The 23597-nt window shown below is 46.1% G+C and carries 26 protein-coding genes and 1 pseudogene; 19 read left to right on the top strand and 8 right to left on the bottom strand.

What is annotated here, in order from left to right; genetic code table 11:
* Positions 1–187: 187 nt before the first annotated feature.
* A complete protein-coding gene (locus QUA70_RS21315) occupies positions 188–1048 on the bottom strand; it encodes a calcium-binding protein (RefSeq protein WP_333328885.1) in 861 nt (286 codons plus the stop codon).
* 872 nt (positions 1049–1920) lie between these two features.
* Here QUA70_RS21315 and QUA70_RS28655 point away from each other — a divergent pair.
* Positions 1921–2082, top strand: coding sequence for a transposase (locus tag QUA70_RS28655; protein ID WP_445251662.1), 162 nt, complete (start codon positions 1921–1923; stop codon positions 2080–2082).
* Between the two features lie 325 nt (positions 2083–2407).
* Here QUA70_RS28655 and QUA70_RS21310 read toward each other — a convergent pair whose 3' ends face one another.
* Positions 2408–2593, bottom strand: a complete 186-nt coding sequence (locus tag QUA70_RS21310) for a hypothetical protein (protein ID WP_333328883.1) — start codon at positions 2591–2593, stop codon at positions 2408–2410.
* Positions 2594–3596: 1003 nt separating this feature from the next.
* Positions 3597–3815: a hypothetical protein gene (locus QUA70_RS21305; RefSeq protein ID WP_333349669.1), complete on the bottom strand. Its 219-nt coding sequence runs from the start codon at positions 3813–3815 to the stop codon at positions 3597–3599.
* A 425-nt stretch (positions 3816–4240) separates the two neighbouring features.
* On the opposite strand from QUA70_RS21305, the gene QUA70_RS21300 reads away from it, so the two are divergent.
* Positions 4241–4438, top strand: a complete 198-nt coding sequence (locus QUA70_RS21300) for a hypothetical protein (protein ID WP_333328880.1) — start codon at positions 4241–4243, stop codon at positions 4436–4438.
* A 734-nt stretch (positions 4439–5172) separates the two neighbouring features.
* Entirely contained in the window at positions 5173–5373 is a 201-nt protein-coding gene (locus tag QUA70_RS21295; RefSeq protein WP_041622289.1) for a hypothetical protein, read from the top strand.
* 327 nt (positions 5374–5700) lie between these two features.
* Here the strand turns inward: QUA70_RS21295 and QUA70_RS21290 are convergent, their stop codons facing one another.
* Positions 5701–6450, bottom strand: a complete 750-nt coding sequence (locus QUA70_RS21290) for a pentapeptide repeat-containing protein (RefSeq protein ID WP_333328877.1) — start codon at positions 6448–6450, stop codon at positions 5701–5703.
* Between the two features lie 54 nt (positions 6451–6504).
* Between QUA70_RS21290 and QUA70_RS21285 the strand changes: the two genes are divergently transcribed.
* Positions 6505–7032, top strand: coding sequence for a phosphoribosyltransferase family protein (locus tag QUA70_RS21285; RefSeq protein ID WP_333328874.1), 528 nt, complete (start codon positions 6505–6507; stop codon positions 7030–7032).
* A 343-nt stretch (positions 7033–7375) separates the two neighbouring features.
* On the opposite strand, the gene dxr is transcribed toward QUA70_RS21285, so the two are convergent.
* On the bottom strand, positions 7376–8566 hold the full coding sequence (gene dxr, locus QUA70_RS21280) for a 1-deoxy-D-xylulose-5-phosphate reductoisomerase (protein WP_333328871.1): 1191 nt from the start codon (positions 8564–8566) through the stop codon (positions 7376–7378).
* A gap of 100 nt (positions 8567–8666) precedes the next feature.
* Between dxr and QUA70_RS21275 the strand changes: the two genes are divergently transcribed.
* The 3 genes and pseudogenes from QUA70_RS21275 (at position 8667) to QUA70_RS21265 (ending at position 11723) form a co-directional block, all read left to right on the top strand.
* Positions 8667–10004, top strand: coding sequence for a DUF2079 domain-containing protein (locus tag QUA70_RS21275; RefSeq protein ID WP_333410668.1), 1338 nt, complete (start codon positions 8667–8669; stop codon positions 10002–10004).
* Positions 10005–10016: 12 nt separating this feature from the next.
* A pseudogene (locus QUA70_RS21270) lies at positions 10017–10277 on the top strand (DUF2079 domain-containing protein); the annotation flags it as partial.
* Positions 10278–10286: 9 nt separating this feature from the next.
* A complete protein-coding gene (locus QUA70_RS21265; RefSeq protein WP_333328864.1) occupies positions 10287–11723 on the top strand; it encodes a DUF2079 domain-containing protein in 1437 nt (478 codons plus the stop codon).
* Positions 11724–11758: 35 nt separating this feature from the next.
* Here the strand turns inward: QUA70_RS21265 and cas6 are convergent, their stop codons facing one another.
* Entirely contained in the window at positions 11759–12889 is a 1131-nt protein-coding gene (cas6, locus tag QUA70_RS21260; RefSeq protein ID WP_333328861.1) for a CRISPR-associated endoribonuclease Cas6, read from the bottom strand.
* Positions 12890–13200: 311 nt separating this feature from the next.
* On the opposite strand from cas6, the gene QUA70_RS21255 reads away from it, so the two are divergent.
* The 5 genes from QUA70_RS21255 to QUA70_RS21235 all read left to right on the top strand — a co-directional run bounded on the left by QUA70_RS21255 (position 13201) and on the right by QUA70_RS21235 (position 17034).
* A complete protein-coding gene (locus QUA70_RS21255; protein ID WP_333328858.1) occupies positions 13201–13563 on the top strand; it encodes a ferredoxin-thioredoxin reductase catalytic domain-containing protein in 363 nt (120 codons plus the stop codon).
* A 146-nt stretch (positions 13564–13709) separates the two neighbouring features.
* Positions 13710–14117, top strand: a complete 408-nt coding sequence (locus QUA70_RS21250) for a DUF309 domain-containing protein (protein ID WP_333328855.1) — start codon at positions 13710–13712, stop codon at positions 14115–14117.
* A gap of 303 nt (positions 14118–14420) precedes the next feature.
* Positions 14421–14891 (top strand): LptA/OstA family protein, encoded by a 471-nt coding sequence (locus QUA70_RS21245; RefSeq protein ID WP_333328853.1) that lies wholly within the window; start codon positions 14421–14423, stop codon positions 14889–14891.
* A 173-nt stretch (positions 14892–15064) separates the two neighbouring features.
* Positions 15065–15793, top strand: a complete 729-nt coding sequence (gene lptB / locus QUA70_RS21240) for an LPS export ABC transporter ATP-binding protein (protein ID WP_333129396.1) — start codon at positions 15065–15067, stop codon at positions 15791–15793.
* 74 nt (positions 15794–15867) lie between these two features.
* Positions 15868–17034 (top strand): LptF/LptG family permease, encoded by a 1167-nt coding sequence (locus QUA70_RS21235; protein WP_333328850.1) that lies wholly within the window; start codon positions 15868–15870, stop codon positions 17032–17034.
* A 189-nt stretch (positions 17035–17223) separates the two neighbouring features.
* On the opposite strand, the gene QUA70_RS21230 is transcribed toward QUA70_RS21235, so the two are convergent.
* Positions 17224–18594, bottom strand: coding sequence for a hypothetical protein (locus QUA70_RS21230; protein ID WP_333328847.1), 1371 nt, complete (start codon positions 18592–18594; stop codon positions 17224–17226).
* 4 nt (positions 18595–18598) lie between these two features.
* Here QUA70_RS21230 and QUA70_RS21225 point away from each other — a divergent pair, with 4 nt between their 5' ends.
* The gene (locus QUA70_RS21225; protein WP_333410666.1) at positions 18599–18751 is read left to right on the top strand and encodes a hypothetical protein; all 153 of its coding nucleotides are present in this window, start codon (positions 18599–18601) and stop codon (positions 18749–18751) included.
* On the opposite strand, the gene QUA70_RS21220 is transcribed toward QUA70_RS21225, so the two are convergent.
* On the bottom strand, positions 18748–19032 hold the full coding sequence (locus QUA70_RS21220) for a hypothetical protein (protein WP_333328844.1): 285 nt from the start codon (positions 19030–19032) through the stop codon (positions 18748–18750). The genes QUA70_RS21225 and QUA70_RS21220 overlap by 4 nt on opposite strands.
* A 24-nt stretch (positions 19033–19056) precedes the next feature.
* Between QUA70_RS21220 and pgl the strand changes: the two genes are divergently transcribed.
* From pgl to QUA70_RS21190, 6 genes are all read left to right on the top strand, one after another.
* Complete coding sequence (gene pgl, locus QUA70_RS21215; RefSeq protein ID WP_333349667.1) at positions 19057–19776, top strand: 6-phosphogluconolactonase; 720 nt, start codon at positions 19057–19059, stop codon at positions 19774–19776.
* A 206-nt stretch (positions 19777–19982) separates the two neighbouring features.
* Complete coding sequence (locus QUA70_RS21210; protein ID WP_333349665.1) at positions 19983–20774, top strand: FHA domain-containing protein; 792 nt, start codon at positions 19983–19985, stop codon at positions 20772–20774.
* Positions 20775–20856: 82 nt separating this feature from the next.
* Positions 20857–21348, top strand: a complete 492-nt coding sequence (locus QUA70_RS21205) for an FHA domain-containing protein (protein WP_333328836.1) — start codon at positions 20857–20859, stop codon at positions 21346–21348.
* A 55-nt stretch (positions 21349–21403) separates the two neighbouring features.
* Complete coding sequence (locus QUA70_RS21200; RefSeq protein ID WP_333349663.1) at positions 21404–22141, top strand: PRC-barrel domain-containing protein; 738 nt, start codon at positions 21404–21406, stop codon at positions 22139–22141.
* Between the two features lie 518 nt (positions 22142–22659).
* Entirely contained in the window at positions 22660–22998 is a 339-nt protein-coding gene (locus QUA70_RS21195; protein ID WP_333349661.1) for a hypothetical protein, read from the top strand.
* Positions 22995–23447, top strand: a complete 453-nt coding sequence (locus tag QUA70_RS21190) for an FHA domain-containing protein (RefSeq protein WP_333328826.1) — start codon at positions 22995–22997, stop codon at positions 23445–23447. The genes QUA70_RS21195 and QUA70_RS21190 overlap by 4 nt, the downstream gene beginning before the upstream one ends.
* The last annotated feature ends 150 nt before the right edge of the window (positions 23448–23597 follow it).

Here is a 23597-nt window from a genome sequence, read left to right as displayed (position 1 = left end):
GATCGATTAATTTTATCAATAACTGTCGATCAATTTTTTTTTTAACTGCCCCTCCTTCAGTTCCTCCATTGAATATTTCAACCTCACCCCGCTTGTAGCAGAGTGAGGTTGAAATCCTTTAAAACTACCGGCTTTGTGAGAACAGCCCCGAATCTTATCCGGTGCTGCGCCACAACAGCCAGTTGTTTTAGAACAACTCGAAGTTGTTCGAGGTAATCGTCAGGCCAGGCTGCAACTGAGCAATAGTTAGCACTCCGCTGGTGCCGTTGAAGAACAACGTACCGCTTGTTGGGTCGTAGACCAACTTGTTCGTCGTGGTTGCTCCTGGAGTAGCTGCGTTGAAACCAGAAACGACGACAAACTCGCTTGCCTCGAAGCTGCTGCCCAAACCAGAGAACACACCACCCGATTTCAAGCGGATCTTATCTTCACCTGGGGTAAAGTCAGTGATCGTGTCTACGCCATAATCGCCACCGCTGGAGAAGAAGTAGAACGTATCGCTGCCAGCACCGCCCGTGAGGACATCACTTCCTCTGTCGCCAGAGATAAAGTCATTGCCAGCGCCACCATCGACAGTATCGTTTTCTTTACCGCCGTAGAGAGTGTCGTTGCCATCACCACCGCCGACAATATCGTTGCCTTGGCCGCCAAAGACTGTATCGCTGCCCGATCCGCCGAGTACGGTGTCGTTGCCTCTGTCGCCAGAAACCAAGTCATTGCCATCACCGCCATCAACGAGGTCATCCCCTTTACCGGCAAAGATCCGGTCATCGCCAGTCCCGCCAGCGACCACATCGGCGCCGCTGCCTGAAAAGATAGTATCGTTGCCGTCGCCGCCGCCGATACTGTCATTTCCGCCTCCGGTAATAATCAGGTCGTTGCCACTGCCACCAGCGACGACATCTGCGGGTCCAAAAGTCAGGATGATGTCATCCCCGGCGCTGCCGTTCAACCTGCTAGAGCCTAAGGGGGTGCCAATAACGGTTGAGCCACCATTACCACCTGGTAGTGAACTTGCTGGGGTTGTTGGATTAGTTACCTGGGTCATTTACACTCCTCCTAAAAGATCAATCATTTTTCTACAATACACTTTTCCCTCCAAAGGGATTCAATAAATGAAACCGGACATCGGTTGAGACCCTAATTGACCCGGCTGCTATAAGCTGTCATGTAATTTAAATTGTCAGCAGCGAGCCTGGGAGCGCGAGTTGAATCTTGTATTCGTTGAGCAGCAAATCTCGGTTGTTTCCTGCTTTTGACTCTCGACTCCACAACTGCCTCCTCTAACACGAAAATATTCCAGTTAAACGTTTGCGAGTTTACCATAATGACCGTCGGTGTGGCTAGTCATTATTAAAACAATACCCTGAAGATACACAGAGACCCTTTTTAATGGGAGTATGCTCTCAAGATTAAGAAGTCGCACCGGGTCCTTGGCACTGTCCATCGTCGGATAGTTCGATCGCCCGCAATGGGGCTGGAACTAAGCTGCGATTTTTTTTAAGTACATTGTAGTTGACCAGACTTTTGATTTTCGCCAATAGTTCCCCAGAAATCAAAATTTTTTAGCTGGCTTTGAAAGCAAGCCTGCACAAGCTGGAGGCCGGATTCAATCAAAACTGCGTCCAAACACACTCCCCGACTGGTTTTTGAGCCTCATCACCTTGATATTTCCAGCCAAATCCCTCACGCTCAATTTAGGATTTTGGCTAAAAAACCCAGTTTCTCAACCACAATCGGTCATTTCAACCATGATCCGCATCCCTCCGGACAATCTGACAATGCAGCGCTCGTCTTTTGGTGAAGTTGGGATAAACGGTTGGCCGGAGATTTATGACGGTACTGTCACTAGATTTTAGATTTTAGATTTTAGATTTACTCCAGAGATGAATCTGGGAACTGGAACTAGGATATAAAATTTTGGGCTGCTGGCGAATCCTGCCCCAGTTATGGGTTGGCGCAATTGTAGTTATGAATAATTTACCTGTTGATAATGCTGAAGCCATCAATTTTTTGATTGCATCTATCGGAGCAAAGGTAAAATTCTTACCCCCCTACTCACCCGATTTATCTCCCATCTAGTTTTATTGGGCAAAAATCAAAGCCATTTTCCGTTCTGAAGGATATCCACCTTCAAATTTTCTTGATGAAGCGATTACTAAAGCTATTAATGCTTGTACTGATGAAAATGCTTGGGCGTCCTTTCATCATTCTGGTCTCTTTTGAGAACAAATTAAATAGTTGATTTGTGTGGTATATTCGATGGCTAATAGCTGTGAGTTAAAATATTAAGTTTTTAGCCAAGAGTTTTTGACTACTAATTGTTTTTAACTTGGATTTGCTCATTAACGATTAGCAAATTCCCCGAAATTGGGTTCGGCATTCATTCAGAGAAAATCTCTACTATTTATTCCGAGCGGTGTGCTTCTAGTTGCGCTGGTGACGCGTTGGAATTGCTCTGGCTGTCGTACCTGTATATGTGACCGTCACTCTCGAAAATATAATTGATGGAAGTAGCTGCATAGTAAGTCAGCGCTAGCAGCGACAATAGATTAAGAACTCTATAAATTGGTTTCTCAGATACTTGGTTCATTTTGACTCCTACTTTTTATGCAAATAACGAATTTGGATACCGTGACGGCACTTTTTTTTAGAAGTTCCCAAACATCTCGCACCTCTAAAAATTTAGCTGGCTCCGGTTATACACTCCTGATGATCGAGCGCCCAAAATAAGTCGTACTTGCGATTTGAAACAGTTTTTGTTGCCTATTTCATATTGCAGTCTCTGCCTTGAATTGTCTATCTAACTGCGGTAAGACTTAGGCAATTTAGACGCAAACGAACTCTACAATTTTTGACTTAGAGCTGCTACAATTTGAAAAGAGCGAGCTGGAAAAGGTTACAGAGCAAACATCCTAGCTGTTTTTTAACGCCTCGCCAGGATTTTCCCACCTTCGATTAATGCTACGTAGCAGCCGGAAGTATAAAAATTCTTGAGTTAGTCAGCGGCAGGCGGAAATACGTCTGAAGTTATATTTTTGCAAGCAACAGGCTATGTTACATTACATATTAATTTTGAGCTTGGTTGAGGTGGCAAATAATTTTTGAGTAAAAAAATGTTGCGGTCGCTGTCCGATAATTTGAGTCTGACAATTTTGACTGAACAATTTTGACTGAGCCGCACCATTAATTCACGATGTGACAGAAAAAAGTAGGCCTCAGTCGATTGGAGACTTCGGTGTGATACGTTCAGCGAGCGCTGAGTCTATTTGGCTCAGTTGAACGATTTGAGATTTGAGATTTATTCGACAGATGAATCTGAGAGCTTGAACAAAAGCCTAAAGTTTTGGGCTGCTGCCGACTCCTGTGGGAAACTTGTATCCGTTTTTGGGCGGGGTCAAAAAGCAGAAGGCAGAATTTGATATCGGTAAAAAAATACTGTTTTAGGATTCAGAATTTTTATTGAATTCTACCTTCGAGCTGCATTTATTTTTACAATTAAACAACATAAATTACTCGCTGCCAAGAGTGATGCACGCCGAATAATTTAGCACGAGATAACCCACTATGTTGAAGCCAGTTACTTCCACAATTTATTATAATTCTTGATCGCCTTGAGCTGTTTTTACAACAGACTTTTTGCTGGTAATTTGCAAAAGGGATAGGGGCAGAACAACAGGCCAAAAGAGAGGCCCGAGGATTAAGGCTATCCAAGAGATCAAGTCTTTTTTAGATGTCGCAGTATCATTCCAAAAACTTTTGAACCAAACAATAAAAACGATTAAGGCAACCGAAAAGTAGCTAATCATTATCATTTTTTTATCTACCTGCCTATAGATGGGATAGAAGTATTTATAATTATTGTATCTCAGGGTGTGGTTCGCCGATCGCAACTTTATGCCCTGAGCTGCAAGCTGCAAGTGTCTAAAACCCAAAGTTTCACAGCTATCCAAGTCCATAGCCTGCGATGTTGAGCGGACGTACTCCCCCTGCGCGGCGGTATTTGGAACTCAAAGCCTTGCGTTCAGAGCTTTTCGAGGTTTTGTCTAGCCTAGAGGCTATCACCCCAATTATAGCTTATGCGATCGAGGTCTTTGGTTTTTTGTGATTTAACTCACGTATACTCGCAGACTTCGGTCACAAATGGAGCCAAGAACGATCACACCGCTTAGCCAACTGCAATCACCCTACTCTATTCTCAAATGCTCGATATTATAATAGTCGAGTTCAACGAGATTTCATGCAAGCTCTGACTTTAAAATCTGATCGCGCGATCGCTGAACTGTTCTATCAAGTCACCCATTCCGGCAATCTGACTCGCACTGAAAGCCACGGACTGCGCGCACTCTGCCAAAGCGCTCTCAGCGAAGACGCCAGAGATGCAGTCAACCGCCTGCTGCACGCCATCCGCCGCGGATGGGTCAGGATTTCCGATTAGTCCCCTCACACAAGAAGTTGAGATGAGTATTTCTACTTTCTCTCCTGTCAAGCTTTGCCAACAATAAGATTTTCGTGAATAGGTCGCTCCATTAACCCTCTCAAAAAAAATTGTGGATAGAAAAGCTCCAACCCGGTTTCTTGAAGAAGCCGGGATTTTTGATTTTAAGCAGTCAGTCGATTTTAGATTTTAGATTTTAGATTTTAGATTTTAGATTTTAGGTTTTAAATTTTAGATTTTAGATTGACTTCACAGATGAATCTGGGAGCTTGAACTAGAGCTTAAAATTTGGGGCGGATGCCCGCTCCTGTCGGAAACTTGTCTCGGTGTTTGGGGGGGTTATTAAGTATATCCACGGAACAAAGACCACACCAAGAAACTAAGTAAATGTAGGTAAAAGCGGCTTTATAAATACTCTAAAAGTTTAACGTTGAATTAAGCCGAGCGATTTCGCTAGCAGTCATTAGTAATCTATTAATAGGTAAATATTAATTTATTTGTCACCGTTTCTTAACCAAAAGTAGAGATGTGGGGGTTGCCACAAGCGAGGAATCGAGACGGGGTTTGTGTTTCAAGTAGCAGGGCTATCGAGAAAACATCCGATCCCCAAGTTCGGCTGACACAAATCACTCATCAAGAGCCAATCGATCACATTTACTCCCGTAGTTGAATCACATAAATTTTGGAAAAATCAGTCAATACTGTCAAAAGTGAGTTCAAAGAAAAAACACATGATGAAAACCCAAACGCTGTTACCTCAATTTACTATTGCAGAGCTAGTCTTTCAGGTATATCACTCCGGTCTGCTGACTCCCACTCACCGACAACAGCTCAAGACAGCGCTGTTAAATGACTGTCTTACCGAAGAAGATCAAACAGCCATCAACCGCTTGCTCCACGCCGTTCGCCGGGGCTGGCTGAAAGTTGTAGATTAAATTATCGCCAATTTTTTTTGCCACTCCTCTTTAAATGAACTGTCAGTCGATTTTGGATTTTCGACTTCGGCAAGCGCTCAGTCGAACCGTGGAGTCCCGCTCACTCGAACAATTTGAGATTTTAGACTTACTCCACAGATGAATCTGGGAGCTTGAACAAGACTCTAAAATTTTTGCCTCTCCACAACACGAGTCCGGGGCTTCTCTCGATTTTTGGACGCCTGAGATTAACGCAGAATTAAATCCCCTTAAAAAAATCAGGCATTAGCCTAAATGTAGGGTGCGCCACCAGCACCCTGCGGTTTAACTTCTATTTGGGCAGCTTATTTACTCAGAGATGTTGCCGTCAGGCATCATCGCCTCTCTCAGATTCGCTTCATTCAAATTTGTCCCGCGCAAAGAAGCTTGATGCAAGTTTGCTCCCCGGAGATTTGCTCCCTTAAGGGAAACTCCGCTCAAATCTGCTTGATGGAGATTTGCACAGCTCAAGTTAGCTCCGCTCAAATCGGCTCCCTTCAAATCCGCTTTTTCCAGATTTGCTTCCGTCAAATTTGCCCAGCTCAGATTTGCTTGAGTTAAGTTAGCACGGCTAAGGTCAGCTTGTGTTAAGTTCGCGTCGGTTAAATTTGCTTTACTGAGGTTGATTCCGCAAAGTTTTACTTCTGTCAAGTTGGCACCTTGCAAGTTAGCGTTAACTGCATAAACTTGAATCAAAATTGCCCCCTGAAGGTTTGCATCTCTCATGTCTGCACCCCTGAGACTCGCCCCCGTTAAATCGGCCCCGCTGAACACGACACTCCGCAAGATGGCTCCGCTCAAGTTCGCTCCCACTGCGTCGCATTCGCCAAAATTAGCGGACATGAGGTTGGCTTGGGAGAGGTTGGCTTGGCTGATATCTGCTTGATACAGATTAGCTCTGTAGAGGGTGAGACCGATCGAATTTGCACCTTTTAAATTAGCGTGACTCAGGTCAATATCGCGCAAATTTGTCCTTGACATATTGACGCCGGCCATGTCTACTTTGTGAAAAACCCGTTCTCCGGCTGCATACCGTCTGAGAAGTTCCTCTGCATCCATGTCATTTTCCCCAAAATAATTAATAATACCTTTGATATTTCAATAATATTAGGAATGAGTGACCTTTACGTTTCTTGGCCTGAGTACCATCGGAAAATTGAGGATTTGGCTGTAAAAATTGAGGAATCTCAGTGGAAATTCGATCGCATTGTCTGTCTGGCGAGGGGAGGGCTGCGGGTTGGAGATACTCTGTCGCGGATTTTCGACAAACCTCTGGCGATTTTAGCTGCCTCGTCCTATGGTGGGGCCGAGGGAAAAGTTCGGGGTGCGATCGAGTTTGCCCGCGATTTGACAATGGTGGGCGATAATTTGGGCAGCCGCATTCTCCTGGTTGACGATTTGGTGGATTCGGGAATTAGTTTAGAGCAAGGTATCGCTTGGCTGAAGAGTCGCTACGGCGAGGATATTCAGGAAATTCGGACTGCTGTACTCTGGTACAAGGCTTGTTCTGTTGCAAAGCCGGATTATTATGTAGATTATTTGGCTGACAATCCTTGGATTCACCAACCTTTTGAAATGTACGAAAAGATGAGTGCGGCTGATTTTGCAGCCAAAGTTGGGAGTGAGTCTATAAAAGGCTAAAGTCTGGTCAATTTTTTATAGGGTTTTGCCGATATTTTGCACTTTTTGGCATAGTCGGTCAGGGGGGGAAACCCCTGTCTCATAGCTAAAGTCCTCTCAAAGAAAACTGAATATTTATTAAGGCTGGGCAGTCGGTTTGAACTCACATCTTGCACCATTCTCAAGAACCGGCTTTCCGGCCTGTTCCACAAAGAGTAGATTTTCTTGTGGAACGGGCATCTTGCCCGTTCATAAAAAACTTATTGACAATGGTGCAACATCTCAATTTGAACCGACTTTAGCTATGAGACGGGGAATTAATTCCCCGGCGGGCTTGTGGGTAAGTGCAATTCTGCTGATACAATTAGCGAACCGAAAGAATACGATCGCCCAATTCCATACTATCTGCCAAAACTTCCTGCCGCGCCCACCGATCCGCAGCCAAAATATCGTCTAAACCTGGACTTTCACAGTTATCGGTTTGATGTTTGTCGCACGCCTTCTCAATCAACTTCGGAATATCCAAAAACTGAATCTTCTCCTCCAAAAATAGCGCTACCGCCTGTTCGTTTGCCGCATTCAGCACCGCCGGCATCGAACCGCCCGCACGTCCCGCCGCATAAGCTAACTGCATACAAGGATACTTCTCGTGGTCGGGTTCTCGGAAAGTCAAATCCCCAGATTTCACCAAATCCAGCCGTTCCCAATCTGTATGAATTCGCTCCGGCCAAGACAAAGCATAAAGCAGCGGCAATCGCATATCCGGCCAGCCCAATTGCGCCAAAACAGAGGTATCTTGCAACTCAATTAACGAGTGAATTATGCTCTGGGGATGGATGACAATATCAATGTCGTCATAATCCATCCCGAACAAGTAATGAGCCTCAATTACTTCTAATCCTTTATTCATCAAAGTAGCAGAATCAATCGTGATTTTCTGCCCCATCGACCAATTCGGATGTTTCAAAGCATCGGCTACTGTTACTGCGGCTAATTTGTCGATCGGCAAATCTCGAAAAGAACCCCCCGAAGCCGTGAGAATAATTCGTCGCAACCCGCCAACCATAACACCTTGGAGGCACTGAAAAATTGCCGAATGTTCCGAGTCAGCCGGTAATATTTTAACGCCGTATTTTTCGATTAAGGGGTTGACAACGGGGCCCCCTGCGATTAATGTTTCTTTATTGGCTAAGGCAATATCTTTACCTGCTTTGATTGCCGCAATTGTTGGCAGCAAACCGGCGCAGCCAACTATGCCGGTGACGACGGCTTGAGCGTCGCCGTATTGGGCAACTTCGACAACGCCTGACTCGCCAGCAAGTAAAATAGGTTGAGGGTCGAGATCTGCGATCGCCTCCTTCAATTCCAGTAATTTATCTTCGTCGCAAACCGCGACAATCTCCGGTCGAAACTGGCGAATTTGCTGGGCCAGCAACGTTACATTTCGTCCGGCGGTTAACCCGACAATCCGAAATTTGTCGGGGTATTGAGCTACAATATCCAGAGTCTGAGTGCCGATGGAGCCTGTGGAGCCGAGAAGAGTTATTGCTTTCACAATTTTTTAAGGTTTTGTGGATTATTCTAATATTACGATTGCGGGGATAAAAATTAGTGGTTAACTATTGCGTGGAAAGCACATTCGATGGAATCATATTTTGAGTGACCACCTAGTGCCAGATTTCATGCAGAATAGGGAAAATTTTGCTGATGACCGTGAGGACATCAGTGTTTCGATCGCCGAAAATATAGAGGAAGGTCGATCGCAGCTACCGTCGAGTTTGGTTTGGGCGATCGCTACTGCTGCGGCAATTTTCTTTTTGTGTAGCAGTTTACGGCACGCTTTATTCCAATCAACTGCTTTCGATTTGGGAATTTTTGACCAAGCAATTTACTTGATCAGCCAAAACCAAACGCCTTTTTCTTCTTTAATGGGGATTCATATTTTGGGCGATCACGCAGCGGTAATATATTATCCGCTAGCTTGGCTGTACAAAATTTACCCGGATGTGCATTGGCTGCTGTTTGTACAAGCAGTTACATTATCCCTGGGGGCTTGGCCTACCTGGAGTTTAGCGCGTTTGGCAGGTTTAAATCAAGAACAATCCCGTGCGATCGCATTGATTTATTTGCTCTATCCGGTGGTATTTAACATCAATTTATTTGATTTTCACCCGGAAGTAATCGCTTTACCCGCACTTTTGGCAGCAATTTTGGCGGCACGTTTAAATAAACTTGTGTGGTTTTGTACCGCTATTGTGTTAGTTCTCAGTTGCAAGGCGGTTTTGTCCCTAACCGTTGTTGCTATGGGTTTGTGGCTGTTTTTTTGTGAAAAAAAGCAACGATGCGGGGCGATCGCACTTTTGCTAGGTGCAGCTTGGTTTTTGATAGCTTCCCAGAAAATCATCCCCTTTTTTAGCGGCAGCGAAGTCGCTGGAGTCGGGCGCTACAGCTATTTAGGCAAATCCGTACTAGAAATTATCATCAATCTCATATTAAAACCACAGTTAGTATTAGGAAAAATTCTTTCCTTCGATACATTCAAATATTTATTTCTCCTCACCTTACCTGTGATTTGGCTGCTATTGCCATTTTCCGGCAAACTACGCTTACAATATTTAACAGCGCTAATTCCTGCCCTCCCTACCCTGCTGATCAATATCCTCTCTGACTTGTCATTTCAACGCAGCTTAGCCTATCAGTATTCAGTGCCTGTAATTCCATTTTTATTTTTAGCAGTAATCGCGAAGGAAGAAACAAGGAACAGGGAAGAAATAAAAGGCAACAAGGAAGAGGAGAAAGCAAATAAGCAACAGTTTTTAACATGGGTCAATCTGCCACAATTTAAAAACTTCCGAATTTCTCAACTTTGGCAAGGAATTCAATTGCCGAGAATCATGATAATTTGGTCATTACTAATTTTCCTCTGGGTGAGCGAATATAAAGATTTTTATCTGTACCTAAATAGACTAGATACCTGGCCAGCTACACGCTAAGCAGTCGCACAAGTTCAACCGCAAAGCAGTATTTTAACCGATAATAGACTTGCCCCTCACTTTGCCCACCGCCCAATAGTAAAATTGCTTTCACAAATTTCTCCCCAAAGAAATTTAGCTGAATTTCAATACATATTATTAAACCTGCGCCATCCCTGGCCTGATACTGAAAAAATTGGTGATACCTTAGCAAATCAACTTAAAAAATCTCCCGATTTTCACTTAACTTATCAAAAAAACCAAGTTCTGCTATTTAAACGAATCGCTGATTAAACCAATAAAATGCTAACTTTAAAATCCCTAAAATCTCATCCAGTATTTTTAATGATTGTCGTGACAACGATAGTCTTATTTACCGCCAGCAGCGCGCGGCACGCTTTGTTTCAGTCAACTGTATTCGACTTAGCAATTTTTGACCAAGCAATTTATTTAATCTCCCAAAATCAAACGCCATTTTCCTCTTTAATGGCAATAAATATTTGGGGCGATCACGCCGCTTTTATTTTCTATCCACTAGCTTTACTTTACAAAATATATCCCGATGTTCACTGGCTTTTTTTAGTGCAAGCTGTTTCCCTAGCTTTAGGTGCTTGGCCGAGTTGGAGTTTAGCACGTCAAGCCGGATTAAATAATAGCATATCTGGGGCGATCGCCTGTATTTACCTCCTGTATCCATTAGTATTTAATGTCAATCTCTTCGACTTCCACCCAGAAGTAATTGCTTTACCAGCACTGCTAGCAGCAACCTTAGCCGCGAGGCTGAATAAAATCTTGTGGTTTTGTGCTGCTATTGTATTAGTTTTGAGCTGCAAAGCCGTGCTATCTTTAACTGTGGCAGCGATGGGTTTGTGGCTGTTGTGTTTTGAGAAAAAACGCAATTGTGGGCTCATAGCTCTATTTCTAGGCGCGGGTTGGTTCCTGGTAGCTACTCAGGCAGTTATACCGTATTTTAATCAGGGAAGAGAACACGCGGGAATCGCGCGTTATCAATATTTGGGAAACTCGGTTTTTGAAATTGCTATTAATTTAATAGTGAAACCCAATCTAGTTTTAGAGCGTTTTTTTTCTCTAGAGACTTTTGAATATTTAGCCTTATTGCTATTACCAGTAATTTGGTGGCTGTCCCCGCGTTATCTGTCATCTTTAATTAGTGCTGTACCGATGTTGGCGATGAATATTCTTTCCGATAGGCCCGCTCAGCGGGATTTAGTTCATCAATATTCTGTGCCGATATTGCCGTTTTTGTTGGTTGCCGTAATTTCCAGTTTAGCAGCTAGCAATCAGCAAAAGGGAAAGACAATATTTGAGAGATTGCCAATTCCTAATTATCCATTGCCTAGAGTCATTGTAGTTTGGTCGTTGATTGCTTTCTTAGCTTTAGCGAAATACGGCTATTTTTGGACTATTTATTTAAATGGGATCGACACTTTGCCCGCTACCAGAGAGGCAATTTCTCTTGTTGAAACCAAAGGCAGTGTTTTAACAACTTCTCAGATTGCTCCGCACCTAGCGCACCGCCCTGTAGTAAGATTAACTCACGCTAACGCGCCACCTGCAAATCTCGCAGAATTTGATTATGTATTGCTGAACCTCAGATATCCTGGCTGGATGAGCGATCGAGATTTTGTTGAAAACCTAGTAACTCAACTAAAAAACACCCCTCAATTTCAACTAAAATATCAGCGAGACGACATATATCTATTCACTAAAAGTCATTAGTCAGCAGTCAACAGTCAACAGTCAACAAATTCGCGCTAATCCTCCACTTTCAAAACCCTTCTTGCCAACTTCACGTAAGTTTTCACAGTTTCATAAGGCATTTCCAAATCAGCAGCAATATTAAACAAAGATTCCCCGAACTCCCGGCGCGCCAAAATCGTCGCCCAAGTTTCAGCAACCTCAGCAGCCCGATTTCCGCCTGTACGCTTTCTGTGCGCCATAAACTTCTGTGTCAATTCATCTATTCGCGCCGCCAATACGCTTTGTATCGACACTTCAGGTAGCGATTCTGTCAACCATTGTGCTCGCGTTTGTCCCAATCCAAAAGTTGTTTTGTGGCCAGTGCCGCAGTAAGGCGCTAACCGCCCCAAAGCATAAAATAATTGTACAAAATCAGGACGATTGTGAGCCGATCGCCCTAGCCCAAATTCCACAGCCCCAGTGAATCCCGTTACCATGCCTTTTTTGCCCGCCGCTACCTTTTGCGACTCCAATTTGTGGCGGCTAATAATTGCATTTTCATCAATCCAATTCAAAAATTCTGCTTGGTCAAAATTTACCCCCGAAAAGTTATTCCAGCGGCGCAAATAGCTGTGAAAAACATTTTCGGGAACTGGCAAAGGGAAGTGATGGCCTTTGCTACGAAAGCTTGTAGGAGTCACAAAACTAAGTTTGATAGTTGGCGACAATGGGCGTTCTGCTGTTAATAATTGCTGGTAAGTTGTGGGAGCAAAAGCAATATCCCAAGAGCGAATTAGCAGCGGAGCATTTCGCAAATCTATTTCTTGGGGCAAATTTTGCAGCCACTGACTCAGCCACTGCACTACTGGCTTTGAAAGTCCTGTTACGTACCAGCGATAAATTCGATCGCCCAAAAGCTGAAATTCTTTGCCGCCAGGGAGCAAATCACCTTCCAATCCCGAAATAGTAAAGGCTTTTTCTGACTGTTCATCGTGCAAAAGTTGCGATAAATCCGGGTCAGTTTGGTGTACTTGACCTAAAAACCAAGCGTGCAAACCTATAGCATACTGCGCGTACAGATAGCTAGCAGCGCGGGGAGTCAATTCAAACACTAATCCGACTAACTCGGTGTCAGCCGGCCAAATCAGCCCAGAAGGAGGAGATTTTCGATCGCGGGTGCCGGTGCGGTTCGGGGAAGTTGCCATCAGATGCCGTGCCTATAGCCGTCACAGAAAGAGCGCCGTGCTATCTTATCCGATTTTTATCCCCTTTGGGGGATGATTGTTGAGGGCGATCGATCGCCCAAGTCTTTTGGCAGCTCCAACAACCCGCTCTGCCACAAGTTTCCCGCACCCTCCGGGATAGACAAAAACCACTAAAAAACCAACAACCTAAAACTCAATCTTTGTCAAGGTTTTCTTCCTTGTAACTAAACAGAAATATACCAGTGTTTAAAATCACATTCTGCGCTACAATTGTCAAAAGCTCGTAGCATCCTCAACTCCGATCCTAAACTATGAACACAACAGAAAAATCTAAACTCTCCAACGAAAAAACTTTGGAGGCGATGAAGAATTTCTCCGAAACCTACGCCAAGCGCACCGGAACTTACTTTTGTTCCGAGCCTTCTGTCACTGCTGTCGTCATAGAAGGACTAGCAAAACACAAGGATGAACTAGGCGCTCCCTTATGCCCTTGTCGCCATTACGAAGATAAAGAAGCCGAAGTAAAAGCCGCCTACTGGAACTGTCCCTGCATTCCCATGCGCGAGCGTAAAGAGTGTCACTGTATGTTATTTTTGACGCCAGACAACGATTTCGCTGGAACTAATCAGGAAATAGGAATGGATCAGATTCAATCTGTCAGAGAGACTATGTAATCGGTTAAGTAGGCGGTCGTTAAATGGCAGTAGTTTTGAAAACAGGTCGTTATTTTTCCTATTTTTAAGACTGAGCTATAAAAAAAAATCGATCGCCGCCTACTCAAACACACATCCGCAATCGAAAATCCCTAATCTCCAATCGAATGATAGAGGAAATTCCGCTCGAATTTTGGCAAGGTATTGAACAGTTTAACAGCCAAGAATTTTACGCTTCTCACGATACTTTCGAGGCATTGTGGATGGAAGCCGGCGACCCGGAAAAAAGATTTTATCAGGGAATATTGCAAATTGCGGTAGCACTTTATCACTTAGGAAATCAAAACTGGCGCGGTGCGGTAATCTTGCTGGGAGAAGGAATAAATCGGATCAGTTATTATCAGCCGAGTTATGCCGGAATTGCCCTTGAAGAGTTGCTCGGACAAAGTGCTAAACTTTTGAGCGCTTTGCAACAAGCTGGCCCGGAAGAAGTAGCTAAATTTCAACCGTTGTTCGCAGGTAAAGAAGTTGCAGGCTTGCAATTGCCGCAAATTATCAAAGTACCAAAAAGTTAAATAAATGTTTGTATTAGGGTGCAGTATACTTGGCCCCTACACAGAGGAGGGGTGGCTTTCTTGCCGGCTGCCCAAGCAGATTAATTTACTGTGGAACGAGTATCTTGCCCGTTCGCGGTTAAGACAGTCGTAGCCACTCAGCAAAATAACCAATTAAATTCGCTGTTGTCTTGCTAGGATAATTGGTTGAGACTATCGGGTCAATCGATCGACCTCACGGGAATCTTTCTGGCCGTTAAGATAAAATATCTAACTGGAGATAATGCCCTTCAGCAATTTCACAAATATTGAGGCTCCAAGCTTATGATGCTCTCCGCTAAACTACTTAATTCGCGAATATTCAAAGGATTATCGCTGCTGTTGCCCCTCACTCTGGCAGGCGCGATCGCCTCTCCCACCTACCCGCAAGTCGCCCCGCCCCGCACTCTCAGTGTGCGATCGGACATTCAAGAAGCCGACTCCAAAACCGGCATCGTGACAGCCCGCGGCAACGTCCAAATCAACTATCCAGCCCGCCAAATACAAGCAACCGCAGCTCAAGCTCAATACTTCAGCCGCGAGCGCCGGATCATTCTCAGCGGAGATGTTTACGTATTGCAGCAGGGCAACAGCCTGCGCGGCGAAACCATAACATACCTCATCGACGAAGGGCGGTTTATTGCCCTGCCAGACAACCCAGGACAGGTAGAATCTGTCTATCTGGTTGCCCCCGAACAAGATGCGGCCGCCCAAAATGCAGTTGGCTCCCCACGTCCAACTACAGCCCCCCGGTAACAGTGGCTCGCAGCAGCGAAATTTCGCCTCAGCCAAAACATACTACTTGGGATAGATGCGAAATTTCGTCCTTATAAAACTCACAAACTTGAAAAGGTAAAATTTAAATTAGAGACTCGATCGCACAAAGCAGCAGTCTGAAATTTAGCTTGTAGAGGTTGCCGGGAGCGAAAATGAAAATTGTACTCGAAAATATTCACAAATCCTACGGAAAGCGCAATGTAGTCAGTCGCGTCAACCTGTCAGTAGCCCAAGGAGAAATCGTAGGATTGCTAGGCCCAAACGGTGCCGGCAAAACCACAACATTTTACATAGCAACCGGATTAGAAAAACCCAATCAAGGCACCGTTTGGCTAAACGATTTAGACATCACTAAATTGGCGATGCACCAGCGAGCGCATTTGGGAATTGGCTATCTCGCTCAAGAAGCAAGCATTTTCCGAAACATGAGCGTGCGGGACAACATTTTGTTAGTTTTAGAACAAACTCAAGTGCCGCGCTGGGAATGGCGCGAGCGAGTCGATTTCCTATTGCAAGAATTTCGCTTAGAAAAAATAGCATCCAGTTTGGGAATTCAAATATCGGGGGGAGAAAGGCGGCGGACTGAACTAGCCAGAGCCTTAGCTGCAGGGCGAGACGGGCCCATGTTCCTATTTTTAGACGAACCGTTTGCAGGCGTCGATCCGATCGCCGTAGACGAAATTCAAACCATTATTGCTAAACTGCGCGATCGCAAAATCGGCATCCTCATCACAGATCACAACGTCCGAGAAACCCTCGAAATTACCGATCGAGCCTACATCATGCGAGACGGCCAAATTTTAGCCTCCGGGGCTGAAGAAGAACTCTACAGCAACCCTTTAGTGCGGCAGTATTACTTGGGCGACAGCTTCGTGCGATAGTCTTTTGAAGGCACTCGGCAAACCGCAGAATTTTAGATTTTAAATTGAGGAGCAATCGGCGAGAACGCGCAACTATGAAAATAGCAATATCCAATTCTTTGAATCCCATCAACTGGCTGCCGAGAATTTCAGTAATGGACTGGTACATTACCAAAGAACTAATCGGCCCATTTCTCTTTGGCGTCGGACTCTTTACATCCGTCGCCGTCACAGTTGGAGCCTTATTTGAATTAGTCCGCAGAGTAACAGAATCCGGCCTCCCCTACAGCGCCGCCATAGAAATTTTTCTCCTGCAAATTCCCTACTTCGTAGTATTGGCTTTCCCCATGTCAATGCTGCTAGCAACCTTAATGGCCTACAGCCGAATGTCCAGCGACAGCGAACTCATCGCCCTCCGCAGTTGCGGAGTTAGCGTTTACCGATTGATACTGCCTGCAGTGATTATGAGTTTAATTGTTGCCGGCTTCACCTTTGCTTTGCAAGAGTTAGTCGTACCCGCCGCCAGCTACAGAGCTACTCTGACTTTAGACAGAGCCCTGAAGCGAGAAAAACCGATATTTCAAGATAGAAATATTATCTACACAGAATTTCGCAAACCAGAAAAAGGCGGCGACGAAATCCTCGCCCGCTTTTTTTATGCAGAACAATTTGACGGCCAACAAATGAAAGGTTTAACAATTATCGATCGCTCCACCCCAGGCCTCAATCAAATCGTTTCTTCAGAATCCGCTACTTGGAATCCCTCAGAAAATACCTGGGATTTTTTCAACGGAACCGCTTATATAGTAGCTCCGGATGGCTCTTACCGCAATATAGTTAGGTTTCAACACCAGCAATTGCAACTCCCCCGCACGCCCTTAGATTTAGCTGCTAGAGCGCGGGATTTCAAGGAAATGAACATTGCCCAAGCTTTAGAGCGTTTGGATATCCTTAAAAACAGTGGCGACGAACCGCAAATTCGCAAATTAAAGGTGCGAATTCAAGAAAAATATGCTTTTCCTTTCGTGTGCATGGTATTTGGTTTAGTGGGAGCCGCTTTGGGAACTCAACCGCGCCGCTCCGGCCGAGGAACGAGTTTTGGTATTAGCGTAGTTGTGATTTTTACTTACTACGTATTTTCTTTCATCACCAGTTCTATGGGCGTGAAAGCTGTTTTGACTCCGATTCTGTCGGCTTGGCTGCCGATAATGTTTGGCTTGGGTATCGGGGGATTGTTGTTGGTGCGGGCAGCCGCTAGGTAAGTTTTACCACTAACATTGGGAATGGGTAATTGGGAACTTGTACAGCCCTTCGACTGCCTTCGGCTCTCTTCCCTTCGGCTAGGCAAGTCCTTCGACTCCGCTCAGGAGAACCCAAGTCGAAGGGCAGCAACCGCGTAGCCGAAGTATGGGGAATTGATAATATCGTTTTCGGGGCCGAACTTCCTTCATTTAAGGATTAGAAAAAGTATTGATTTCGCCACCGCCAATGTAGCGTCCTGGAGCCAGGGAGCGGGGTGTAGCAAAAGTTTGAGGTTGAATGGGCTGCACGCCCTGATTTGTGTTTTGGGGAACAACTCCAAAGTTAGGCTGCTGTGGCAAATTAAGCTGACTCGGTGGAGGTGTTTGAAATTGAGAATTCGCTGAATTGGGAGAGAATTGAGGGCTAATTATCTTGCTTCCCCCAATCCCACTCCCAAAGGGAGATTGACCGACATTTGGAAGTAGAGGTGTTGGCGAAGGTATGGCTACTGGAAGTGCCGCAGGTTGAACTTCAGGTGCGAAGCCTGAGCCAGATAAATTAGTTTGGTAGGGATTTTTCGGCAAAGCCACCGTTGGAGCGCCTGCATTAATTTCGGGGAGGCTCGGTACTCGGGAATTTAATCCAGCCAAGGGTTCAGGGACTGTAGCTGTGGGGTTTAAGAATTCTTGAGATTCCTTGCTCACAGCAGTTGTCGGAGCCACAAGTGGGGGAAGTGCTGTGGGAACATTCACAGGATTTGCTCCAGCTTGAGCTTTAGCGGTCGTTGGGAGCAAATTTGTCGCATTTACTGCTGCCGGATCGGAAGCAGGTCGATCGAGCAATCTAGCCGAGTCTGCAGTTTTCTCAGCCTCCGCTACCGTTGCCGAAGTGTTAGCAACGACGTATTTTTTCATAGCTGCTTGCAGCGGACTCAAAGGCAGAGAATTTTCGTTTTGTTTATCTGAATTAGCATCACTCGACGCCTGCGATAAAGTTGCTGTTGCTGTACCCCCAGACTCAGGCTTGATCATCGTTTTTATCCCGGAAGTCAGTCTGCCACTGCCAGATAAACTCAATGCTGATGTGGCGTTTGAACTTGGTAAGCTGGAATTTTGGGGGTTATTGTTTCCGGCCTCGACAGCAGGAGTTGCTAAATTTGGCAAGGGGAAAAATCCGCTGCTTCCTACTCCCTTGGGGGCGGAAGATGGCTGAGGAGTTTCTAAGCCCCGATCTCGAAGTTCGTCGAATAAACCTTGGCTTTTTACTACTGATGAATTTAACAAGTTCAGTTCAGAAGCAGTAGAGCCATTAAACTGATTGACTAGCACTGGTGAGCTGTCGATTTCAGCCGCAATGGCGGTATCTTCAGCAGATAGTCCCGATAGCGAAGCTGGATTGTTTGTGGCTACTTCTTCTTCGCCATCTATGCTCAACCTTTCTGGGTTTACAGAGACCTCCCAGATAAATAACCCCCCTGCACAGAGCACGGCTAGGGGAGCCCAAACCGCCGGTTGGGTCCAGTGGCGCAACCGCGCTATCAGATAGCGGACAGATGTAGGAAATCGCTTAAAAATTGACATAGTTTTGCTTCCATCCGATCGTGCGGATTTAAAACTATTTTTCCTAGTCTACCACATCGATCTTGATTATTTTTGCTATGCCGGAGTAAGTGCGATCGGGAGCATCTCGGTTTGGCTTTTACTGTCGGTGTGCGATCGTCCGGCTCGCTATATTTAGAGACTTTGCGGTTCGGGACGATCGCACTCCCAAAAAACGCTTTTTACTTTATGTAGAGATGCTCCCAGTACGATCGAACTTTTGATTGAAAGTTGCGAAAGCTCAATGCAACAGGTGAAAATCCATAAAGCACTGGTAGAAATATGTCTTGCTTGCCTTAAATCAAGGGGCATAAGATGATAAAATTTTATGGGATGCTGTGCCCGGTCTGCCGGATCTGTCAGCCGATCGACCTCAAACCAAAATGTCAAGGTAAAATTGGCAATTGCTGAGAATAACACCCAAGGAAAGTTGAGAGGAAATTAATGAAAAAAGTAGTTGAAGTATTAGCAAATCGGGAACAACTAATAGATCGATCGCTGGAGATTGTGCTGTCGAAAATCTCGGAATCCATAGCGGAACGCGGAATTTGTACGATCGCCGCAGCGGGCGGAAGCACACCCGAACCCCTCTACAGAGCGCTCTGTGTCCAAGACCTGCCTTGGGACAAAATTCACGTTTTCTGGGGCGACGAACGCTACGTTCCCCCAGAACACCCAGACAGTAATCAAAAAATGGCGCGCCTCGCGTGGCTTGATCGAGTGAATATCCCCGCCAGCAACATCCACCCCATGCCCACAGGCGCCGGCGACCCCGCAGCCGACGCTGCAGCGCACCAAACCGAATTGCAGCAGTTCTTCAAAGTATCCGAGGGCGAGTTTCCTGCCTTCGACATCATTTTATTGGGCATAGGAGACGACGCCCACACCGCCTCTCTATTTCCCGGCACAGCAGCCTTGGAAGTCCGGGATGCCCTAGTAACTGTCGGCAACAAAGACGGTCAACCCCGCATTACCTTTACAGTCCCCTTAATCAACCGGGCCCGGTGCGTCATCTTCATGGTCACAGGAGCCAGCAAACAACCCGCCCTTGCTCAAATTTTTGCCCCTGCAGCCGACGAAATGACTTATCCAGCCAGACTCGTTCAACCAGAGGGCCAACTTTGGTGGCTGCTCGATGCCGCGGCTGGCGAAGCAGTAAAATAGCCGACAGAGCCGCAAGCGTGCCAACACACTCAGCATTATCACTAACTCAATCTTGCCCATCACAGCTAACGTCACGGCGTCAGCTCAGTTGCTAGTATTAGCGAAGCAATATAAGAATTGTGGCGGTTAAAGTTAAAATTTGACCATATACACGAGTATTTTTATGAGGCTGATTTGAAAATCTGGCCGATAGCAAGGAGAAATCGATGATTGTCTGTCCCAATTGCAATCACCAGAACCCCGACGGGGCCAGCCAGTGTGAGGCTTGCTACACGCCTTTACCTGTTACCGCAAGTTGCTCGAACTGCGGTGCAGCAGTTCAGACAGATGCAGCATTTTGCGGCCAGTGTGGCTTTAACTTGCGTCCGGGTTCCATAGTTCCAGAAGTTGAGGTGACAGTACCGTCCCCCTCGCCTGTAGGCCCCACAGTGGTATCCTCACCGGCGCCGGATTTATTGCCACCCGATCCCCTGATGGCAATGGAACCTCTAGTTACCCTGAATAAGGGGCTTAACTTGGAAAAAACTCCTGCCAGCATTCCGACGATTCCAGATCCCCCGCCTTCGCCCTCGGTTCCTGTTACAACTGAATCGGTGGCAACACCAGTAACTATCTCTCCTCCGGTTCCGGGCCCACAGCCACCAAGTGTAGCTAAAACTCAACTGCAACAGCAGTCGGCGCGCCTGCTACACGTTCAGACAAATACGCCGATGGAATTGCCTCACAGTCTGGCTGTGGTTCACATAGGCAAGCCAAATGACTTAGTGCCGCCGGATATTGATGTTTCGGGATTTGCTAATTCTGAGATAGTTTCTCGGGTACACGCAAATCTCCGGGTGGAGGGAGATGCTTGCTACCTAGAAGATGTAGGCAGTTCCAACGGCACTTACGTCAACAATACTCCGCTACCCAAGGGAAACCGCCATCGGTTGCGACCGGGAGACCGCATCTCTCTGGGCAAAGGAGACCTGGTTACGTTTTTATTTCAAATCTCTTAGATCGAGTTTGGATTGGGCGATCGAAAGTCTAAAATCTAAAATCGCATCTTAAGGCGCTCTACCAAAACTCAATGCTGCCAATGTGATTAAGCTGACCTTGCTACATCCACTCCAGTCTATACCCGTCCGCAGTTGGATCTTTGAAGACGAGCAGGTCGTCCGGATCGGGCGCTCGACTGAAAACCACGTCGTTCTTTTTAGCGCTGTGGTTTCTCGTCGCCACATCGAATTGCGGCGCAGCGGCATAACTTGGGAACTGATCAATTTAGGTACCAACGGCACTTACCTCGATGGTAAGCCGATCGCTAAGGTTCCCATTGTGGACGGTCTGATCGTTCACTTGGCTCGCTCAGGGCCGAAAATTCAAATCAACGTAGGCCCGAATCCGTCCTCAGTCCAGTTAGGACTTCTTAGCGTCAAGCCCAGGGAGGCTAAGGAAATTAACGCTCCCTCGGGCGGCGTGCACATTAGCACGATTCCTGTTCCCGACCAAAAAGAAGTTGGCACTTCCAGGGAAGAGGAGGAGTTAACCGAGGCAGATAATAATCGCCATTATTCGGAAGAAGAATATTAAATCGGCTTCTTTGGACGATCGACATTTTTCAAAGGCGGCACTCAGGAGTTTATTTATGAGTACATCACCACAAATTGTTAGGCGCAGCGAACTGCTCAATCGGCGCACGATCGACCGTCGAACGGCGGAAGAGGTCGGTAGGGTAGATCGGGTTTGGCTCGATGCTCACTCCCAGCGGGCGATAGGCTTTACTTGCAAGTCGGGACTTTTGGGCAGCAAAAAAACTTGGTTCGCTTGGGCGCAAGTAGATACGGTGGGGGAAAATGTTTTTGTCACCATTAACCCGGAACTGCCGGAACTGCATCAGCCGGAACAAGCTGTTTGTCCGATCGGGCTTGAGGTGCTCACGGACGCTGGGAATCAGGCAGGTGCAGTGGTTGACTACCTATTCGATGTCCGCACGGGTTCAGTCACCCACTACCTATTTAAATCGAGCGGCTGGCGCGGTGTTTTAGACGACATTTACTTGTTACCTGTGGCAGCTATTTCGACCATCGGCAGCAAGCGGGCGATCGTCTCTGAAGCTGCTGTATCGGAGCCAGTCCAGTACGCGGAGGGACTGCACAAAAAAGTCGGTCTGGTAGCAGAGTTTTTACATGAAGATTTCGACAGAACTCTCAAAAATGTGGCAGGTGTGAAGCGGGGCGCTCAAAGTTTGGCGGAAAAATTCCAAGATAAAGCTCTCGAAGTCAGGGATGTAGCTCAAGAAAAAGTTGCAGAGTTGAAGCGGCAAAGGCAAGAATCTGTCCCGCCAGGGCCGAACCCGGAGCCGCCCGACTCAGATTTGAGCTGAAGTTTGGCCTTCCCGCTCGCCCTGCGACTGATTGCCGATCGCATTTGGGGGTCGCGCGCGAGGAAGGTCGATCTGTATTTTCCATGTGAGAGATTGAGGCGTTGTCGCTCTAAATTCAAGTGCTGCTCAAAGCATTGTATTTTAAAGGTATCGCATCAATAAGGAAAATGTTAGCAACTCAAAAAGACCTATGCTGTTTGATACAACTCACATCTTGCACCATTCTCAAGAACAGGCAAGATGCCTGTTCCACAAAGAGTGAATTTTCTTGTGGAACAGGCATCTTGCCTGTTCATAAAAGACTGATTCAGAATGGTGCAACATCTCAGATACAACCAACAAGTATTTTATCTAGAGACCCCAGGATTAATAATCGGTTAACTTCTGTCTCCACGAACAGCGATTCGTCGATCGTTGACTGTCGCCCGATAGAGAACTCGAATCAGCGGTGCAACCAACGTGGGTCTGAGTTAAATGCTCTCGTTGGTCAGCGGGAAAATGGTTATTTGGCGCATGGAATGGAGCGACTCAGCCACCGGCGCAATCGCTCCATCCGAGATCTAATTAATCAAGCGGTTGAGACCTCTGTCAATGATGGGGAAGTTCACCCGATTAATAACATCGTGTTTGGTTGTTACCGAGGACAGCAAAAATTGGCGCCTGCGCCAAAAGCTAACCCTCAAAAGTTGGTTCAAATGCCTCAAGCAGCCAAAAGTTCGACTTTTACGGCAGAGCGAGGGAATAGTGGCCCACTGACGACGCCTTTAAAAATCAAATTTTTTGTAGTTTTCTCCCAAAAAATCTCTCTAGAAGTATCCCCGTTTCTGTCTGGCGGTGGAGTGTCAAAACATCAGTGATTACCTTAACTCTGTTACATCCTATCCAGTCTGTCCCGGTTCAAAGTTGGTGTTTTGAATCCGAATCGGTGGTTCGGATCGGTCGATCGAACGACAATGATGTAATTATTTACAGCGCTGTAGTTTCCCGCCACCACGTAGAGCTGTGGAATCACGTCAATGGCTGGGAAATTATTAATTTTGGTGCTAACGGCACTTATGTAAATGATAGACCGATCGCTCAGGTGTCAGTTGTGGACGGGATGACAGTTCGCTTGGGCAATTCCGGGCCAAAAATCAGGATTCGGGTGGGTGCAACGAATCAACCGGGCAAAATAATCAAGCCACCGCAGCACGAATTCCGCCAAAATGACGAAGCTTCAAAAGACAAGTTAACTGCTTGGCCTGGGGGCGTGGGAATAATCGAAGATGATGAGCATGGAGGGCTCACTCAAATCGATCTTGACTGACCGGCAGCTATCAATTGCAGGCTAGTTCAAACAAAGCTCAGATGCCCAATTAGAGCATCTAACTAATATTGTGTTGACATTCTCACGCCCGCTAAAGCCACGGTGATTCCAAACATCACTGTTTGGGCTTCCTCTTTCTGCGACCCGACT

The organism is Microcoleus sp. LAD1_D5 (assembly GCF_036702115.1).
In the GTDB taxonomy this organism is placed as follows: Bacteria; Cyanobacteriota; Cyanobacteriia; order Cyanobacteriales; family Microcoleaceae; genus Microcoleus.
The sequence above is the reverse complement of the archived record's forward strand: the minus strand, read 5'-3'. Positions and strand labels throughout refer to the sequence as shown.

Coding starts and splice junctions, on each gene's coding strand:
- QUA70_RS21315 (WP_333328885.1), bottom strand. CDS start 1,048: ATGACCCAGGTAACTAATCCAACAACCCCAGCAAGTTCACTACCAGGT.
- lptB (WP_333129396.1), top strand. CDS start 15,065: ATGAAAATTGTACTCGAAAATATTCACAAATCCTACGGAAAGCGCAAT.
- cas6 (WP_333328861.1), bottom strand. CDS start 12,889: ATGGCAACTTCCCCGAACCGCACCGGCACCCGCGATCGAAAATCTCCT.
- QUA70_RS21230 (WP_333328847.1), bottom strand. CDS start 18,594: ATGTCAATTTTTAAGCGATTTCCTACATCTGTCCGCTATCTGATAGCG.
- QUA70_RS21250 (WP_333328855.1), top strand. CDS start 13,710: ATGATAGAGGAAATTCCGCTCGAATTTTGGCAAGGTATTGAACAGTTT.
- QUA70_RS21290 (WP_333328877.1), bottom strand. CDS start 6,450: ATGGATGCAGAGGAACTTCTCAGACGGTATGCAGCCGGAGAACGGGTT.
- QUA70_RS21305 (WP_333349669.1), bottom strand. CDS start 3,815: ATGATAATGATTAGCTACTTTTCGGTTGCCTTAATCGTTTTTATTGTT.
- pgl (WP_333349667.1), top strand. CDS start 19,057: ATGAAAAAAGTAGTTGAAGTATTAGCAAATCGGGAACAACTAATAGAT.
- QUA70_RS21210 (WP_333349665.1), top strand. CDS start 19,983: ATGATTGTCTGTCCCAATTGCAATCACCAGAACCCCGACGGGGCCAGC.
- QUA70_RS21255 (WP_333328858.1), top strand. CDS start 13,201: ATGAACACAACAGAAAAATCTAAACTCTCCAACGAAAAAACTTTGGAG.
- QUA70_RS21245 (WP_333328853.1), top strand. CDS start 14,421: ATGATGCTCTCCGCTAAACTACTTAATTCGCGAATATTCAAAGGATTA.
- QUA70_RS21265 (WP_333328864.1), top strand. CDS start 10,287: ATGCTAACTTTAAAATCCCTAAAATCTCATCCAGTATTTTTAATGATT.
- QUA70_RS21285 (WP_333328874.1), top strand. CDS start 6,505: ATGAGTGACCTTTACGTTTCTTGGCCTGAGTACCATCGGAAAATTGAG.
- QUA70_RS21295 (WP_041622289.1), top strand. CDS start 5,173: ATGAAAACCCAAACGCTGTTACCTCAATTTACTATTGCAGAGCTAGTC.
- QUA70_RS21310 (WP_333328883.1), bottom strand. CDS start 2,593: ATGAACCAAGTATCTGAGAAACCAATTTATAGAGTTCTTAATCTATTG.
- QUA70_RS21235 (WP_333328850.1), top strand. CDS start 15,868: ATGAAAATAGCAATATCCAATTCTTTGAATCCCATCAACTGGCTGCCG.
- QUA70_RS21300 (WP_333328880.1), top strand. CDS start 4,241: ATGCAAGCTCTGACTTTAAAATCTGATCGCGCGATCGCTGAACTGTTC.
- QUA70_RS21200 (WP_333349663.1), top strand. CDS start 21,404: ATGAGTACATCACCACAAATTGTTAGGCGCAGCGAACTGCTCAATCGG.
- QUA70_RS21195 (WP_333349661.1), top strand. CDS start 22,660: ATGGAGCGACTCAGCCACCGGCGCAATCGCTCCATCCGAGATCTAATT.